15 protein-coding genes are annotated in these 16,136 nt (G+C 67.9%); 6 read left to right on the forward strand and 9 right to left on the reverse strand.

Annotated features, from left to right (window positions below; all coding sequences use genetic code 11):
* Positions 1-576 precede the first annotated feature (576 nt).
* The 4 genes from rplN to FFS52_RS09830 are packed head-to-tail and all read left to right on the forward strand — an operon-like array spanning position 577 to position 2,034.
* Positions 577-945, forward strand: a complete 369-nt coding sequence (gene rplN / locus FFS52_RS09815; protein WP_004019493.1) for a 50S ribosomal protein L14 — start codon at positions 577-579, stop codon at positions 943-945.
* Between the two features lies 1 nt (position 946).
* Positions 947-1,264, forward strand: coding sequence for a 50S ribosomal protein L24 (rplX, locus tag FFS52_RS09820; RefSeq protein WP_137809563.1), 318 nt, complete (start codon positions 947-949; stop codon positions 1,262-1,264).
* A gap of 1 nt (position 1,265) precedes the next feature.
* The gene (rplE, locus tag FFS52_RS09825; RefSeq protein ID WP_055475154.1) at positions 1,266-1,847 is read left to right on the forward strand and encodes a 50S ribosomal protein L5; all 582 of its coding nucleotides are present in this window, start codon (positions 1,266-1,268) and stop codon (positions 1,845-1,847) included.
* Position 1,848: 1 nt separating this feature from the next.
* Positions 1,849-2,034 (forward strand): type Z 30S ribosomal protein S14, encoded by a 186-nt coding sequence (locus tag FFS52_RS09830; RefSeq protein ID WP_004019490.1) that lies wholly within the window; start codon positions 1,849-1,851, stop codon positions 2,032-2,034.
* A 107-nt stretch (positions 2,035-2,141) separates the two neighbouring features.
* On the opposite strand, the gene FFS52_RS09835 is transcribed toward FFS52_RS09830, so the two are convergent.
* The 8 genes from FFS52_RS09835 to FFS52_RS09870 form a co-directional block, all read right to left on the reverse strand.
* On the reverse strand, positions 2,142-2,597 hold the full coding sequence (locus FFS52_RS09835; RefSeq protein WP_137809564.1) for an SRPBCC family protein: 456 nt from the start codon (positions 2,595-2,597) through the stop codon (positions 2,142-2,144).
* Between the two features lie 266 nt (positions 2,598-2,863).
* Complete coding sequence (locus FFS52_RS09840) at positions 2,864-3,316, reverse strand: SRPBCC family protein (RefSeq protein WP_137809565.1); 453 nt, start codon at positions 3,314-3,316, stop codon at positions 2,864-2,866.
* Positions 3,317-3,685: 369 nt separating this feature from the next.
* Positions 3,686-4,978 carry an HNH endonuclease signature motif containing protein gene (locus tag FFS52_RS09845; protein ID WP_137809566.1) on the reverse strand — a complete coding sequence of 431 codons (1,293 nt, stop codon included), beginning with the start codon at positions 4,976-4,978 and terminating at the stop codon, positions 3,686-3,688.
* 215 nt (positions 4,979-5,193) lie between these two features.
* Positions 5,194-5,802: a DUF4262 domain-containing protein gene (locus FFS52_RS09850; RefSeq protein WP_137809567.1), complete on the reverse strand. Its 609-nt coding sequence runs from the start codon at positions 5,800-5,802 to the stop codon at positions 5,194-5,196.
* An 81-nt stretch (positions 5,803-5,883) separates the two neighbouring features.
* A complete protein-coding gene (locus FFS52_RS09855) occupies positions 5,884-7,311 on the reverse strand; it encodes an AIM24 family protein (protein WP_137809568.1) in 1,428 nt (475 codons plus the stop codon).
* A 46-nt stretch (positions 7,312-7,357) separates the two neighbouring features.
* Positions 7,358-10,756 carry a DUF87 domain-containing protein gene (locus tag FFS52_RS09860; RefSeq protein ID WP_137809569.1) on the reverse strand — a complete coding sequence of 1,133 codons (3,399 nt, stop codon included), beginning with the start codon at positions 10,754-10,756 and terminating at the stop codon, positions 7,358-7,360.
* A gap of 4 nt (positions 10,757-10,760) precedes the next feature.
* On the reverse strand, positions 10,761-11,441 hold the full coding sequence (locus FFS52_RS09865; RefSeq protein WP_078113090.1) for a MarR family transcriptional regulator: 681 nt from the start codon (positions 11,439-11,441) through the stop codon (positions 10,761-10,763).
* Between the two features lie 47 nt (positions 11,442-11,488).
* Positions 11,489-12,538 (reverse strand): DUF559 domain-containing protein, encoded by a 1,050-nt coding sequence (locus FFS52_RS09870; RefSeq protein ID WP_137811400.1) that lies wholly within the window; start codon positions 12,536-12,538, stop codon positions 11,489-11,491.
* Positions 12,539-12,729: 191 nt separating this feature from the next.
* On the opposite strand from FFS52_RS09870, the gene FFS52_RS09875 reads away from it, so the two are divergent.
* Together FFS52_RS09875 and FFS52_RS23670 are read left to right on the forward strand one after the other, a co-directional pair.
* Positions 12,730-14,172, forward strand: a complete 1,443-nt coding sequence (locus FFS52_RS09875) for a PLP-dependent aminotransferase family protein (RefSeq protein WP_249356183.1) — start codon at positions 12,730-12,732, stop codon at positions 14,170-14,172.
* Positions 14,173-14,429: 257 nt separating this feature from the next.
* A complete protein-coding gene (locus FFS52_RS23670; protein WP_171011597.1) occupies positions 14,430-14,570 on the forward strand; it encodes a hypothetical protein in 141 nt (46 codons plus the stop codon).
* A 22-nt stretch (positions 14,571-14,592) separates the two neighbouring features.
* Here FFS52_RS23670 and FFS52_RS09880 read toward each other — a convergent pair whose 3' ends face one another.
* Positions 14,593-16,086 (reverse strand): sugar transferase, encoded by a 1,494-nt coding sequence (locus tag FFS52_RS09880; protein ID WP_137809570.1) that lies wholly within the window; start codon positions 16,084-16,086, stop codon positions 14,593-14,595.
* Positions 16,087-16,136 lie beyond the last annotated feature (50 nt).

A 16,136-nucleotide genomic window follows, 5' to 3' on the forward strand; every position in this document is an offset into this window, starting at 1 on the left:
GCACGGCAGCGTCGAACCCGGCTCGGACTGGGGGATTCGAACTCCGGTCATCGCTCACGGGGCTGGTGGCCCGGAGTCGAGGACTTGCCGTCAGGCCGCGGTTGTCGGACTGAACTGCGGAGCCCGGGGAGCATGGTGACCGTTCGGCTCACAATCGGCAGCCGAGAATTACCCCCGGCGCTGACACGCCCCCCGCGTTTCGCTCCCTTCCGGCTCGCGCTGATCGCTCGCCGGACGGGCTTGTGTCTGGTCGATCTCGTCTCATGGGTGCTTCGCGTGGCGGTGCACCCCAGATGGGTCAGTGCGCGGAAAACTTTCCCGGCCCGGTGCCCTCCGAAACCCCGCGCGGTCGCCGGGGCCGTCGATTTGGCCGGGACCTGGGCATTCCCCTACACTTGTGGGGTTGCCTGCGGCACCGCTGTGTCGCGAATCGGCTCACGAACCCACTGGGGCGGACGGCCCGGGTGTCACAACCTGGTCAAAACCCCAGGCAGGCGTGTGTTCGATGGCAACAGACCGTGTGCGTCGGGTCGGAAATCCGCCGTACATAAGAAGCCAGGTCAAGGAGACTAACGAGTGATTCAGCAGGAATCCCGCCTGCGAGTCGCCGACAACACCGGTGCCAAGGAGATCTTGTGCATCCGCGTGCTCGGCGGTTCCTCGCGGCGCTACGCCGGCATTGGCGACGTCATCGTCGCCACTGTCAAGGACGCCATCCCGGGCGGCAACGTCAAGAAGGGTGAGGTCGTCAAGGCCGTCATCGTGCGCACCACCAAGGAGCGCCGTCGTGCGGACGGAAGCTACATCCGCTTCGACGAGAACGCCGCCGTCATCCTCAAGGGTGAGAGCGACCCCCGCGGCACCCGCATCTTCGGCCCGGTCGGCCGCGAGCTGCGTGAGAAGAAGTTCATGAAGATCGTGTCGCTGGCACCGGAGGTGATCTGACATGAAGGTCCACAAGGGTGACACCGTGATCGTCATCTCGGGCAAGGACAAGGGCGCCAAGGGCAAGGTCGTCCAGGCCTTCCCGAAGACCCAGCGTGTCCTCGTCGAGGGCGTCAACCGAATCAAGAAGCACACCGCCGCGTCGGCCAACGAGCGCGGTGCCTCCTCCGGCGGCATCGTGACCCAGGAAGCCTCGATCCACGTCTCGAACGTGATGGTCGTGGACTCCGACGGCAACCCGACTCGCGTCGGCTACCGCGTCGACGAGGAAACGGGCAAGAAGGTCCGGATCTCGCGCAAGAGCGGGAAGGACATCTGACATGACCTCTACTGAACCCAAGATCCAGCCGCGCCTGAAGACTCGCTACCGCGAGGAGATCAAGGACACGCTGAACAAAGAGTTCGAATACCCCAACGTGATGCTGATCCCGGGCGTCGTGAAGGTTGTCGTGAACATGGGCGTCGGCGACGCCGCCCGTGACGCGAAGCTGATCAACGGCGCTGTCGAGGATCTGGCCAAGATCACCGGCCAGAAGCCGGAGATCCGTCGCGCTCGCAAGTCCATCGCACAGTTCAAGCTGCGCGAGGGCATGCCGATCGGTGCGCGCGTCACCCTCCGTGGCGACCGCATGTGGGAGTTCCTGGACCGTCTCGTGTCCATCGCCCTCCCGCGTATCCGCGACTTCCGCGGCCTGTCGGACCGTCAGTTCGACGGCAACGGCAACTACACGTTCGGCCTGAACGAGCAGTCGATGTTCCACGAGATCAACATCGACAACATCGACCGGCCCCGCGGTATGGACATCACCGTCGTGACGTCGGCCACCACGGACGACGAAGGCCGGGCGCTGCTGCGTGCCCTGGGCTTCCCGTTCAAGGACAACAACGTTAAGGACAACTGACATGGCAAAGAAGGCTCTGGTCAACAAGGCCAACAAGAAGCCCAAGTTCGCCGTGCGGGCCTACACCCGGTGCAACAAGTGCGGCCGCCCGCACTCGGTGTTCCGCAAGTTCGGCCTGTGCCGTATCTGCCTGCGCGACATGGCGCACGCCGGCGAGCTGCCGGGCGTGCAGAAGTCTAGCTGGTGATTTTCACCCGACGGATTTCGTAGCAGGAATGCGCTCATGGAGCGCATTCGTGCTACCGATTCCCCAGCGGCCCCATCTCGCTTCGGCGAGGTGGGGCCGTTGTCGTGTCACTGCTGAGCGAGCCGCTCCTCGATGAGGTCGGGGACGCTCTCGATCGACGCGGTGAGCGAACGCTGATAGATGCGGTTGACGATGGGATCGGCCATCTTGCCGAACACCCCGCCGAAACCGGTCGAGGACGTGATCCGACACGTCACCCGGACGCCGTCGGAGGTCTCCTCCAAAGAGATGTGCGTGGTGAACGGGAACGGCGCTTCGACGGTCTGGAACTCCGTCTCCTTACAGGTGTCGACGCGGGTGAACTCTCCCCGCCAGTCCACCGTCCGACCGAGGACGGCCGTCTTACCCTTCCACTGTGAGCCGACGGCGAGTGGCCCATCGGACAGCGGAGTGACCTCGACGGTTCCCGGTAGGTAGGCGGTGGTGTGTTCGGGAGCGGACATGTACTCCCAGACGATGTCGAGTGGTTGCTGGACTGTGACGGATGCGCTGGATTCGGGCATGACGGAACCCTTTGTGTGCGAACGATTGTGGGTCGGCAGGCCGGAGCCACCCCGCACACCGTCTCGGGGCGGGTGGTGCACGGTCCGAACGAGATGCATCCGCCGGTCAGAGTACTCCCCGTCGGCCGCGAAAGGCTACGTCCGAATTGTCCCCGATTCGTATGTCTAACAAAGACTTTCATGACCGTCGTCCTCATGGATTTCTCCGTCGGAGATCGATCGCTCGTGGCTGATGCCGACATCGCACTCCTCGGACCGCGTCGTCGTCAGCGGGTGGCGGCCCATTCGTCGACCAGGCGCGGCAGCTTCTTCGCGTTCGCGGCGAGCGACCGCTGATACGCGCGGATCGCCAGCGCGTCGGCGAGCTTCCCGACCGCCCCGCCGACGCCGGCGTTGCGGATGCGATAGGTGAGTTCGACGCCGCGACCAACCTCCGCGAACGTGGCCGAGATGGCGAACTCGAGCGGTGACTCCGTGGAGGAGAACTCGGTGGCGGTGTGCGCATCCACCCGCGTGAACTCGCCGGTCCACTCGACGGCGCGGCCGAGCCCCTTCATCTGGCCGCGCCAGACGGTCCCGACCGAGACCGGCCCGTCGGTGACGGTCTCGACGCCGATCACGCCGGGCGTCAGCGCCGCGACGTGCTCCGGGATGAGGCAGTACTCCCACACCGTGGTGAGGGGGTGTCGGACGAGGATGGTCGCACTTGCTTCGGGCATGGCGTCGACGTTACCCGCCCGCCGGATTCGGTAGCCAAGTATGTTCTATGACATCGCTTTTCGCTACGAGACCCGGTGGGCCACAGCGCCCGAGGATCCCGCCCAGCACACCACCGGTGCCGAGCCCGGCCGCTGTGAGGCCCCACCTCCCACCAAGGAGGTGGGGCCTCACGCTTTTCGCCCGCACCACAGGCCGGGCGTGAACACTATGGAGTTCTCAAAGGGCATGCGCGGTCCGACGGATCGGTGCGCGAAGGTGCCGAGCAGGGCGTCGCCCTCGTCGGGATTCGGCTTCAGCAGTGTTGACGCCCGGGTCTTCTCGGGCCGCTCGCGTATGCGAGCCGGTCATCGATCACCGAGGTGGATCGATCAGGCTGCGGCCCGGTCATCGAGAGTCATGGTGCGGCGGTTGTACGCCGGGAGTGGCGTTCGCAGCCGGTCGATCGATGCGGGTGGGATCAACCAGGGGTGGCGGTCGGTGCCCATGACGATGTCCCATTCGCCGGCATGGATGTGGGCATGGCAGGACGCGCAGAGCAGGCACCCGTTGTCGAGGTCTGTGGGTCCGCCCCTGCTCCAGAACTCGATGTGGTGGACCTGGGTACGCCCGGCCGGCGCCCCGCATTTGATGCAGCCTTGATCGCGGATGATGATCGCTCGCCGCAGGTGCGCCGGAAACAGTCGCTTGCTGGTGCCCATCTGCAAGGGGACGTTGTCGCCGTCGATCACGACATCGGTGATCGTGGAGTCGCACGCCAGCAACCTCGCGGTGGTGAGACTGATAGAGCCCATCCACAACAGGCTCGCCTTGTCCGGAGCGGTCGCCGGCAGCAGCACGCTGACGTGGGTCTTCGGTGGTGTGGCGAGGCTGGTGTCGGCCACGGCCGCGGCATCGAGGATGAGTTCCAGGGCGTCCGAGTTTCGGGCGCCGGGCGTCCGAGAATCGTCGGATCCGTCGGGCTCCGGTCGCGGACTGTTCAGGGATTCGATTGCAGCGGTCAGCTTTTCGGCGATGACCGTGTCGAGGTCGCCACGTACGCGGAGCCTGCCGTCGCCGGTCGGTGTGAATGTGAACTCGTTGATGGTGCGGTCTTCGCCAGGCGGTAGCCCGCCGGTGATGGCCGCATACTCGTTGCCCAGTTCGCGGGCTCTCTTCGCGATCTGCGCAGGGGTGGCTCCGGACATCGCCTGGGCGATCAATGCCTGCTCGACTTCTGCTCGTTCCTCGATGCAGACACCCTCGGGTGCTCGACGCTCGACGTGCGCGATACCGGTGACGATGGCGTCGGCATGTTCGCCGGGGATGGCGCCGTCGGCGGTGTAGCCGGGTAGCTGCGTAAGCCGGGGGTGGCAATTGCCAATCCGTAACCAGCGGTGTGCGATTGTGGGGGCCGCGCCCATGGCGATCAAGAGGATGGATGTCTTGCCGGTCGATTCTCGGGCGACTCCGAGGCGGTCGAGAGTGGCGGCGCCGACGGCGGCATGGTGGTCCACGATGGCGCGGAGTTCGATCAGCAGGGTCATCGCGGTGTGCGCTTGACGAGCGGTTGGCTCTGCGCCACCAGGTGCGAGATCCCACAGCGACTCGCGAATCGCGGTGAGCACAGCAAGATAACCGTCACCGTCGAGGTGTTCGACACGTCCGGTTTCTGGGCTCGGCATGCTGGAGAGTGTTGTCATGACGGACCTTCCACATCACAGGACAGAACTGGAGGTAGGGCTGCTCGTCATCGTTGGTTCGACACCGGCGTAACCGCTCGCCGATGTGCGTCTTTCATCTGTGGCCTCTAGGAACTCACTGTATCCGGGGGCACCGACAAGGAGAGAACGGTCGATGGCCCCCGCAACTCAGGCTGATCACCTGGCCGCTCGCCTGCTCAGCGTCGGCGTCGGCGTCGGGCCGCCTTGCGCCGCTGGGCCCGGTTCATTCCGGGGTGCGGGTAGATGACGCGCGGACTGTCGCCACCGGTCGCTCGCGGGTCGTGCACGCCCATCACGAATTGGTGTTCCGGTGCAAGGGTGTAACCCTCTTCCCACGGATAGCTGCCCAGATCGTCAGGCCACACCGCCTGCAAGACCGGAGCGTCGGGGTAGAGGACGTTGGTGACGATGAGATCGGATTTGTCCACCAGTTCGATGACGGTGACCGGAACCTCAAGCGAATCCAGTTGTATGAGAACCGAATTCGACACGATCGAGTGCCAGTCGTAGGTGTGAAACACGCTGCCCAGCTCGTTGAGAACCGATGCACTCGTTCGTGCATCCAGTCCGTACACCGCCAACTCGGGGAGGTCGTGCAAGCGCAGGCCGGTGGTGTACGCGAAAGAGCAGTCAGGTGCTTCGCATTCGGGAGAGTGACACGTGCACTCGTCACTGACGGCCGTCACCGCCCAACCGTAGCGCCGGATGCGGTCGAGCGTCTCGCGTACCAGCGGGTCGGGGTGCCAGCGAGGCAGACCCCGCAGATCGGAGAAGTGGTGGGCCATGCTCGCTCCTGGTGTTCGAAGGTGGAGCGTAGTAGAGCAGTCGGCACCGACAAACTCGGGAGACGTCCGAGTTCCGCCTCGTCAGCGACCGAGGATGCCACCCAACACGCCGCCGGCCCCTGACCCGGCCGACCCGCCGCCACCGGTCCCGCCGACGAACCCGCCGGGCGGGAGTTCGGACGGCTGCACGACGACGAACCCGCGGCCGGAGAACTCGAGGGTGAACCGCTCGCCGGTGCTGCGTCCCATCAGGGTGCCGAGGTTGAACGAGTCGTTGGACTTCACCGAGGTGCGCAGGCTCGACGACCACGCGACCGCGGCCTGCGGGTCGGCATAGGTCGCGGCGTCGACGTTGAGGACGACCGGGGTGCCGTCGGTGGTGATGGCGATCCGGCCGCGCCCGGTGAAGACGCAGTTGAACAGTCCGGCGTTGCTCATCGCGCCGGCACCCTGCACACGGGCGATGTCGTAGGACAGCGAGGAGTCGAAGGCGAGCACGTTGGCGCCGTTGATGGTGAGGCCGTCGGAACCGTCGAGGTCGATGAGGTGCACGTCCGATGCCGCATCGGCGAGGAACAGGTCGCCCTGTCCGGTGACCTTCATCAGCGGGACGCCCTCGCCGGTCATCGCCTGACGCATCATCCGTCCGAGACCTCCGGAGCCGAGCGCCTCGAACTTCAGGTTGCCCTGGTAGGCCACCATCGAGCCGGTGCGGGCCATGACCTCACCGGCGAGGCCGACCCGGCACATCTTGCTGCCCTGCTTCTGGATGCCCTGCCCGGTGACCTCGGCGTGGGACGGCGCGAACAGATCGCTGTGCATGGGAACTCCCTGTGGTTGGGCGGTGACCGGGGGCCGGGGCGGAGGCGGCGGTGCGGACGGTGTATTCCATTGCGGGGCCGGTGGTTCGGGTGTCGGCGGCGGCGCGGTTGGCGTCGACGCGGCCGGCGGCCAGGGCTGCGGATCGGTGACTCGCGGAGGCCGACCAGGAGGCGGCGTCGCGGGCTCGTCGTCGACCTCGATGCCGAAGGCGGTGGCCAGGCCTGCCAGACCGGCGTCGTATCCCTGGCCGACGGCACGAACCTTCCAGACGTCGTTGCGCCGGTAGATCTCGAGGCACACGACGGCCGCTTCGCTGGTGAGACCGGAGGGGCTGAAGACGAGTTCCGTACCGCCGCCGGTCAGCGTCGCGCTGAGGGCGCCGGCGGTCGCGAAACTCGTGGGCCCGGTCCCGTCGAGGCTCGCCGCGACGACGACCGTCGCGATCTCCCGAGGGAGGGCGGCGGTGTCGACCGAGATGATGTCGGCCGAGCCGGCAGAACGGTATCCGACGCCGGGGCCGCTGGGCTGGTTGTAGAAGATGAGGTCCGCGTCGGAGCGTACGCGACCGGCATCGGTGAGCAGGATCGCCGAGGTGTTGACCGGAGATGCCGAGCGCACCGAGACGGTCACGGCCGTCGACGGCAGCGGACGGTTCTCTCCGGCGGTCAGCGTGAGCACGGTGTCCATTGTGCCAACCATCGTCTTCGGCCGTCGGCGAAGTCGGGCCCGGCCGTCACCGTGGGCGCGGTGTCGTGGAGCGCGCCAGCTCGACGACCTCGTCCTCGGTCGGCGGACTCGACGGGTGGTAGGTGAGGCAGAGCGGCGTCTCGGCCTTGGCGAACCGCCCGCCCTCGCTCGCGATGTAGAACGTCCCCGCCGGGAGCTTGCCGATGTCGGGAATCCTGCTGCCCTTGTTGGCGGCGAGTTCTTTGGCGCGTTCGATCTGCGTCGGATGATTGAGCAGGCCGAAGATCTGGGTCGAGGAGTTGGCCGAGATCTTGTTGTCGATGCCGGTGGGCGACTGGGTCGCGAAGATGAGCCCGAGGCCGTACTTGCGAGCCTGCGACGCCAATGCGCTCGTGCTCTTCGACGCCGCGGTCATCCGGACGGACGGGGCGAAGTTCTGCGCCTCGTCCATGACGAGCAGTCCGCCGAGTGGCCGGTCGGCGGCCGGATTCTTCTTGATCCAGGCGAACAGGGCCATCTGGAGCTGATTGACGAAACCGGCCCGCCGGTCGTCGGTGCCGAGGCCGGCGAGGTTGACGACCGACACCCGGGCCCGGAAACCCGGTGAGGGAGTGAGCAGGTACCCGGGGTCGGCCGGGGCGGCGTCACCCCCGAAGACGGGATCGATCGCCATCGAGGCCTTGAGGTTCTCCGCGAGTTCGGCGGCGAGCTTCGGGGCGTCGGCGAGGGTGCTCGCGTCGTCGGGCAGTTCGGTCAGCAGTCCGACGTAAGCCTGCAGGGCGCCGCCGCCGCGTCGTCCGAAGGCCTCCATGGACTGTTGCAGGACTGCTTGCTGCCGATAGGCTTTCGCGCTGGTCCCGATGGCCCGGGCATGCGGGATCAGGGCGCCGACGGCGGAGTCGACCGCGGCACGGAACTCGTCGGGGTTGCCGACCACCGTGCTGAAGTCGGGTAGCGGCTGGAAACTCAATGGCCGCCCCGATGCCCGACCCGGGGTGAAGACCGCGACCTCGGTGTCGTGCAGGTAGCGCTTGGCGCGCTCGCGGTCGTCGGACGTCCACGGACGCGGGTCGGCGTCCGGCCACGGTGTCCCCAGGCGTGCGAGGTCGTTGTTCACGTCGAGGATGATCGACGAAACTCCCTGCAAGGCAGCCTCTTCGACGATGCGCCGAATCAACACCGTCTTCCCCGAACCGGATCCGGCGAACAGCGCCACGTGCTTGCGCAGGGCGAGCAGCGAGACGGTCAGCGCCTCGCCGGTGGCGACACTTCGCCCGAGGGTGATCGACTGTTCGTCGGCGGGTGTGGTTCGCGACGACGACTCGGCGGTGTCGGACCCCGCCGACCCCGACCGAGGGTCGGTGGACCGGAACTCGTCCGTCGTCGGCTCGCGGGGTGGCGTCGTGGTCGAGCGCTCGTCCGCGGTGCCGGGCTCGTGTCGTCCGGCAGGCGTCTCCAAGGGTGTTGCGGGTGAGTCCGGTGACTGCGAGCCTGGCGCCGGCGCCTCGAGCGCGGAGCCCAGGATGTCGGTGAGCAAGGCGATCTCGGCAGCCGGGTTGCGGTCGGAGATCCACTCCCGGAGATGCGAGGGCCGTTCGGCCCGCAGTTGTGCCAGCGCGCTCAGCCGTTTGATGTCCTGTTCGGTCCAGGCGACGACCCGCCCGCCCCGATCGTGCAGTTCCTCGACCATCTGCCGGGTCTTGGGCCCCGTCGGCCAGGGATCTCGCCGCAGGATCACCAGGGTGCGTTCGATGTCGCCGAGGGTGAAACCGGAGGTCGTCGTCGCGCTCGACAGGCGCGTCTGGACGGCACGCGCGTTCGATGCCGCGATCGCACGGAAGCTCCAGGACTGCTCGATGTCCCGGTTCGGGTCGACGAGTTGTCGGATCCGCCCGTGCAACGGACTCTTCGGTCCCGGCCGGGCATCGAGCTGCCAGCGGTCGGCGTCGCGGGACAGTGCCTGGATCCACGTCGCCAATCCCGCATGGAGGAGCGAGGGGACGATCCGGTCCTCGGTGTCGGGTACCAATGCGGGTAGCGGGTCCGCACGCCGGATCAACTCCGCGTACCGCTGGTCGAGCTTCGCGAACGCGGGATTGTCCGAGGTGCTCGTCGACGACGAGTCGGTTGACGACGACCCCGCAGACGACGACCCTGCAGACGACGATTCAGCAGACGACGAGCGCCCCCGAGCGGACGCCCCCGTGTCAGGAACGTCTGTCGTGGTGCGGGACTGGTTGATCAGGGGGAGTGTGCCCTGGCCGGCGGAGGTCTTGGACGTGGCGCCGGAGAGGTCGGTGATCTCGGTGAACGTGTCGCTGCGGAGCATCGCGGCGATCTGGCGGTCCACGGTCACCATCAGCTCGCGCGGGGTGTAATCGGTGGCCGCCGTCAGTGCGGTGTCGGTGACCGGCCAGGTGGGATGGGGCGGCGTGAATCCGACGCCGGCGAAACCCGGCGCGAAACGCCGGGCGAGTAGGAGCCGGCCGAAGTCCGCACTCGCGGGCCGTTGCAGGGTGGGTGGCAACCGGAACCGATCAACCGCTGATCGCATGACGTGTCCGGCGAGGTACTCCCACGCGGCGGTGATCGAGGAGACCACACATGTGGTCCGACTCATGGTGTCGCGCACCGACATCAGGCCGTGCGCCAGTTTCTCCACCTGTGATTCCTCGCCCGGCTCGGCGGTCTTGCCGGCCTCGATCAGGGTGTCGATCTGGTCGATCGCGAGAACCGCCGCATCGTCGAACGCGATGATCCGCGAGATGTTCTCGACGATCTCCTGATAACCGAGGCGGGCATTGCGGATGCCCCAGGCGGCGAGTTCCTCCGCGTCGTCGATGTCCAGGTGCAGAAACGCCTCGCCGAGGTCTTTGGCCGCGAAGTCGTCGGACTCCAGCAGTACGAGCGCACGCAGGATGTGCTGCGACCGGCGTCGGTGCCGCGAATGGCGGGTGTAGACGCCGTGGACGAAGTCATCGAGAGCGGCGGGTGTCAGCGACGCGCCGCCGGTCACGGCGTCACGTGTCCCGTCCGAGACCCCGGCGTCGATCGCGAGGCGGTGGAGGAGCTGATTCAGCTGCGAGCGGTGGCGGGGCGTCGGTCGGCCGAGATCCTCGATGATCGCCACGAGCACCGAACGCCAGAAGTCGGTGGCGTCGAGCAGTTTGACGAGAAAGAAGTACCCGCCCTCCTCTTGGACACGATGCCGGACCCGGCCCAGGAGATGGGTCTTGCCGGATCCGGCCGGACCGCGCACCGTGACCCCGATCGGACTCCCCGACGGCGAACGACGGGCGTCGTCGAACGAACGGATGATGTCGACGATGGTGTCCTCGTGCAGGCCCCCGACGTGGAAGGGGTCGGCGGTGCCCGACACGTCGTCGGGGGTGTCGGCCCAGTTGAGGCGGATCGATTCCAGTGCGTGACGGGCGTCGGCGTCCATCGGATCAGCTCTCCTCGATCGCGAACAGATGGCACGGTTGCGTGCCCACCGTCACCGCGGCCGCCCGGTCGGCCGGAGTCAGCAACGCCTGGTCTTCCTGCGGGATGAGGCTGACCCCCGGCGCGCGCTGGAACTCCACCATCGTGGCGTCGAAGACCTCGTCGCTCATCCCGGGCAGGTCTGCGCGCAGATCGGTGACGAGGACGAAGTCGCCCGCTGTGGCGGCCCGGGCGCGGTAGGCGGCCGCGATCTGGTCCCGGGGATCGACGGTGGACGACGCCGGGTCGGACGTAGCCGTTGCGATCGGGGTCCCGGGCTCCTCGTGGGTGGGGCGTCGGGGACGGCCGAACACCTCGTGGAGACGGAGGTCCTCGTCGTCGAGGTACCGGGCGAGGCCGGCGAGGACCGCGTACATGGCCTTCGTCGGTGCGGTCGACCTCTTCGGTGGCTCGGATGTCAGTTCGGCCGCGCACCAGGCCCACCCGCGGTCGGTCAGGGTGTGGAAGTACGCGCGGCGCGCGCCGAGTCGAGAGTCGACGAGGCCGAGGGCGTTGAGATGGTTGCGAGCAGGCTTGTCCAGCGCGGCACCGAACTCCTTCAACTCTGGGTTGGAGAGCTCTCGGGACTCGGCCAGCAGGACGAACAGCGCCGCACTCTGGATCGGCGTCAGCTGGGCGTGGTCCACGGATGCTCCTCGCGGGTCGAAGGGGGTCGGGCGGGCGTCGGTCGGGACTATGCCGGGTGTCGGGAGCGCTCGGCGATCACGGCGGCCAGCTCTGCGACGACAAGGGACGTGTCGTCGAGAACGTGGTCGTTCGTGTAACGCAGAACGAGGTACCCGGCACGCTGAAGCATGTTGTCGCGACGTCGATCTCGCGCGTACTTTACCGGGCCGCGATGATCCGCGCCGTCGACCTCCACGACCACGCGTTCACTCGGCCACAGCAGGTCGACGATCACCGCGGGGTGGAGCGGATCGAGGTCGCGCGGACTCCGGTTCCACTGTCGGTCGCGAGCCCACGGTGCACGCGCGAGGGCGCGTTCGAGGGTTTGCTCGGCATCGCTGTGCGGTGCCGGTCTCCCCGACGGACGGGAGGCGACGAGGACGGGTCTCGCCGAGGCCGATGACGGATCGGGCAGCGCCTCCACCGGACCGGACGGCGGGAATCGCCGCCCCGCGGGTACCCCGATCCGGATGGCCGGCACCCTGGTGACCGCGGGCAGGGCGTCGGCGGTGAGCCACACGGTGATGTCGGCGTGGTCGGCCAGCCATTCGTACGCGGCGGCGGCCGCGTGCTGGGCCCGCTCGGCCAATGTGGTGTCCGCGCGCACGGCCAGGACCACGGAACCCCGTCCGTATCCCCGTCGCAGGAGGAATGTCAGCGCGGCCGCCCGGGCGTCGTCGGCGGGGCCGGGGCCGGGACGTCGCGCGCCGGCGGCCGCACGGGCCAGATGGATGACGGCGGGCGAGGGGAAGCCGGCGTCCCGGCACAGCAGGCGCGCCGTGGCCTCGGCGTCGTCGGCGTCGACCGGCCGGCCCGGCTCATGGCCCGGGAGCCAGACCGGGAAGAGGGCGACGACGATGTCCTCGAGCGCGTCGAGGACCTCCCGGACGACCTCCCGGGCGTTGCGATCGCCGGGCCCGCGATGGTCCAGGAACACCGGTAGGTCAGCCGAGACCGAGTCGACGAGGTCGGCCAGGGCGAGGCCGTCGACGTCATCGACACGTAGCACGTGCCCGGGACGCACGGCCGCGTCGAGAGCTGACGGGCGGATGTTCATCGACGCCGACGATATCGCCCGAACCCGACAGCCGCCCGGTGGTCACGGGTGATCTGTGGACCGCCACCACCGCTCGACGGCAGTCCACCGACCGCGGATTGGACCTTGTGGTGCCCGCGGGCACTGCGTTTGACTGGACGTCGACGGCCGCAGGGCGTCGTTGGACCCTGGCGACCGGTGAGGAGGATTCTGTGGGTGCACCGCGAGCCATCGGCCGGCCGGTGGCTCGCTCGAACCTCGGGGTGAAGCAACTTGTCACGCTGCTCGGTGAGTGGGAGAGCGGCGACGCGGCCTACGCGGCCCTCGCCGCCCGCATCCGACTCCTCATCGACGACGGCCGGATCGCGACATACACGCGGTTGCCCGCCGAGCGAATCCTCGCCGATGCGCTCGGGCGGAGTCGGACCACGGTGGTGTCGGCGTACGGAGCGCTGCGCGAGGCCGGCTATCTGGTCAGCGTCCGGGGATCCGGCTCCGTCGCGATGCTCCCGCGGAGGGGTCCGGGCGCGGTTGCCGAGATCGACTTCGCGCACGCCGTTCCCGAACCGGTGCCCGGTCTCGAGGCGATCATCGAGCGGGTCACGGGCAATGTGCCCGACCTGCTGCGCCGGCCCGGACTCGACCTGGTGGGCGATCCGCTGCTACGCCGACGAATCGCCGATCGATACACCGACCGCGGACTGCCCACGACCCCGGCGCAGATCGTGGTGACCCTCGGTGGGCAACACGCCATCGCACTCGTCGCGCGGACCCTGCTCCGACGAGCCGACCGGGTGGTCGTCGAGACCCCGACCTATCCGCACGCCTACGAGGCGATCGCCGAGGCCGGCGGACGGCTCGTGTCGACGCCGGTCACCGCGGCCGGTTGGGACATGGACCACTTCCTCGAGATCCTCAACCGGATGCGACCCGAGATGGCTTATTGCATACCGGATTTCCAGAACCCGACGGGCGCCTCGATGCCGTCCGCCCACCGAGAGCGACTCGCCGACGCGGCGCGCCGGGCCGGGACCGCGCTGCTCGTCGACGAGACGACTGCCGAGCTCGACATCGATCGTCGGACGGACCATTTCCCGTTCGCCGCGCATGCGCCGGTGAGGTCCTCGGTGCCGGTGGTGACGATCGGATCGCTGGGCAAGACGGTGTGGAGTGGATTGCGGGTGGGATGGATTCGTGCCGACGAGGACATCGTCGACCGGATCGTCCGACGGCGACCCGCCGGTGACCTCGGTTCGCCGATCATCGACCAGCAGATCGCCGCCGAGGTCTTGGCCGGTTACGACGACCTGCTCGCGGTTCGTTCCGCGCAGCTTCGTATCGGCCGGGACACGCTCACCGGACTTCTACGAAATCATCTGCCGGAGTGGGAGATTCCCGACGTCAACGGTGGGTTGGCGATGTGGGTCGGGCTCGGGGCGCCGCTGAGTTCCGCGCTCGCGGCCGCCGCCCTGAACCGAGGTGTGCGGATCAGCGCCGGACCGAAGTTCGGCGTCGACGGGGCGCACGAACGCTACATCCGCGTTCCGTTCACCGAGGATGCCGACGACCTCGCCGCCGGCGTCGACGTGTTGCGGGACGTATGGGCATCACTTGATCGCCCGGGGGCACCGGACGCGTTGACGCGCCCGGCGTGAGAGATACCGACCGTCGCGGACTGCGTGTCGTTGCCGCACCGCACTTCTCGGCGGTGTGCCGAATGATGTTGTCCGTCGGCGATGCCGTCGCCGGACCCCGGCACCGGCCCGCGGGAGAAAATCAGTGGCGCCGCCCGGCGGAGTCGCGTCACCATGGGCGGGCAATTGAGTCCACGGATGCGCGGTTGGCATCTACCACCAGGTCGTGATCGGCGATTGAATGCCGGCACACCATGTTCCGGCGTCAGGAGGTCGTCATGACCGCACTGCTCCTCGCGATCGTCTGCGGCATCATCCTGCTCGTCGTCGTCGCCCGCACGTTGATCGTCACCATCCGCGACGAGCGGGGACGGGTGCCGTATCGCCCCGCGTACGACACCCGACGTCCGACGATGTGACGACGCGGGTGGGTGGCCGCGGCTACTCCGCCCGTTTGAGCACCGCGAGCACGGTCAGGAGCAGGATCTTGACGTCGAGCCAGAGTGACCAGTTCTCGATGTAGTAGTTGTCCCACTCGGCGCGGTCGGCGATGGAGGTCTGACCGCGCAGGCCGTGCACCTGCGCCCAGCCGGTGACCCCGGCCTTCACCCGGTGGCGTTCGCCGTATCGCCGGATCTGCACCTCGAACAGCGAGACGTACTCGGGACGCTCCGGGCGTGGACCCACGAGACTCATGTCCCCGCGGATCACGTTGAGCAGCTGGGGTAGTTCGTCCATCGACGTCGAGCGCATGATCTTGCCGATCCTGGTGCGGCGGTCGACGCCCTCGACGCCGCCGGGTGCGCTGCCCTCGGTCGGCCGGAACTTCTCCGCGGCGGGGTCCTCGGGCCGCATCGAGCGAAACTTCAGGCAGTTGAACACCCGCGCGTCGCGACCCACTCGCGGCTGGGCGAAGAAGATCGGCCCGGGCGAACTCAACCGAATCAGCAGCATGAGCGTGAAGAACAGCGGTGAGATCGCCGCCAGGATCAGGGCTCCGACCACCCGGTCCCCGATGTGTTTGGTCCGGAACTGCCAACCGCGCGGGTTGGTGTGCGGGACCGACATCAGGGGCAGCCCGCCGATGTGGTCGACCCGGCTGCGGCGTCCGACGACGTCGAACATGCGCGGCACGATCCACACCTTCACCCCATGCCGGTGGGCGATACGGACGGCGGCGGTGAGCCTTTCGACATTGGTGACCGCGAAGGCCACGACCAGGACCTCGGCCTTCGTCGCCCGGATCGCCTCGTCGAGTTCGTCCACCCCGCCGAGCTGCGCGATCTCGTTGGTGGGTCCCTCGTCCCGATCGGCGCGGGGTGGCGCGCCGGCGGCCAGGATGCCGACCGGCCGGAGGCCGTGCTCCGGCGCGGCCACCATGCGGCCGACGACCTGTGCGGTGATCGGCCCGTCGCCGATGATCAGCGTGGGGGACAGCAGATGACCGTTCTTGCGCAGGCTCCGCTGGATGATGTCGCGGATGAGACGACCGAACGGAACCCAGAACAGCGCCGACACCCACACCTTGGTGACCGCGGCGCCGGGTCTGTCGTCGGAGTAGGGGAGGAGCAGAGAACACAGCAGGATCATCGCGGTGATCGTGCATCCGGTCATGACCCGGCCGACCTCGTCGAGGAACCGGCGATTGAGCCCCCGACGGTAGACCCCGCGCAAGGAGAAGACGATCACGAGGATCGGCACGAAGAGGACGAGCGTCCACAACGGCGGGTTGGCTCCACTGCCGCTGTTCACCCACCAGATCCCCATGGCCACCGCGATCGTCGCGGACAACACGTCGATCGACACGGTCACGATCGTGCTCAGGGGATCGTCGCGGATCAGCTCGTGAAAGGTGCGCCGACCGTTGGGCGACGAGTACACCGGGGTGCGCCTCGTGGTCTGCGGGAACTCGGCCTGCGATACACGGGTCGACAAGTCCACTCCATCCGAAAGAACAGCCCCCCGTCCCGACGATTGTAGGTGTA

This window comes from Gordonia sp. ALPHA1B1 (genome assembly GCF_005502615.1).
Taxonomy (GTDB): Bacteria; Actinomycetota; Actinomycetes; order Mycobacteriales; family Mycobacteriaceae; genus Gordonia; species Gordonia hongkongensis.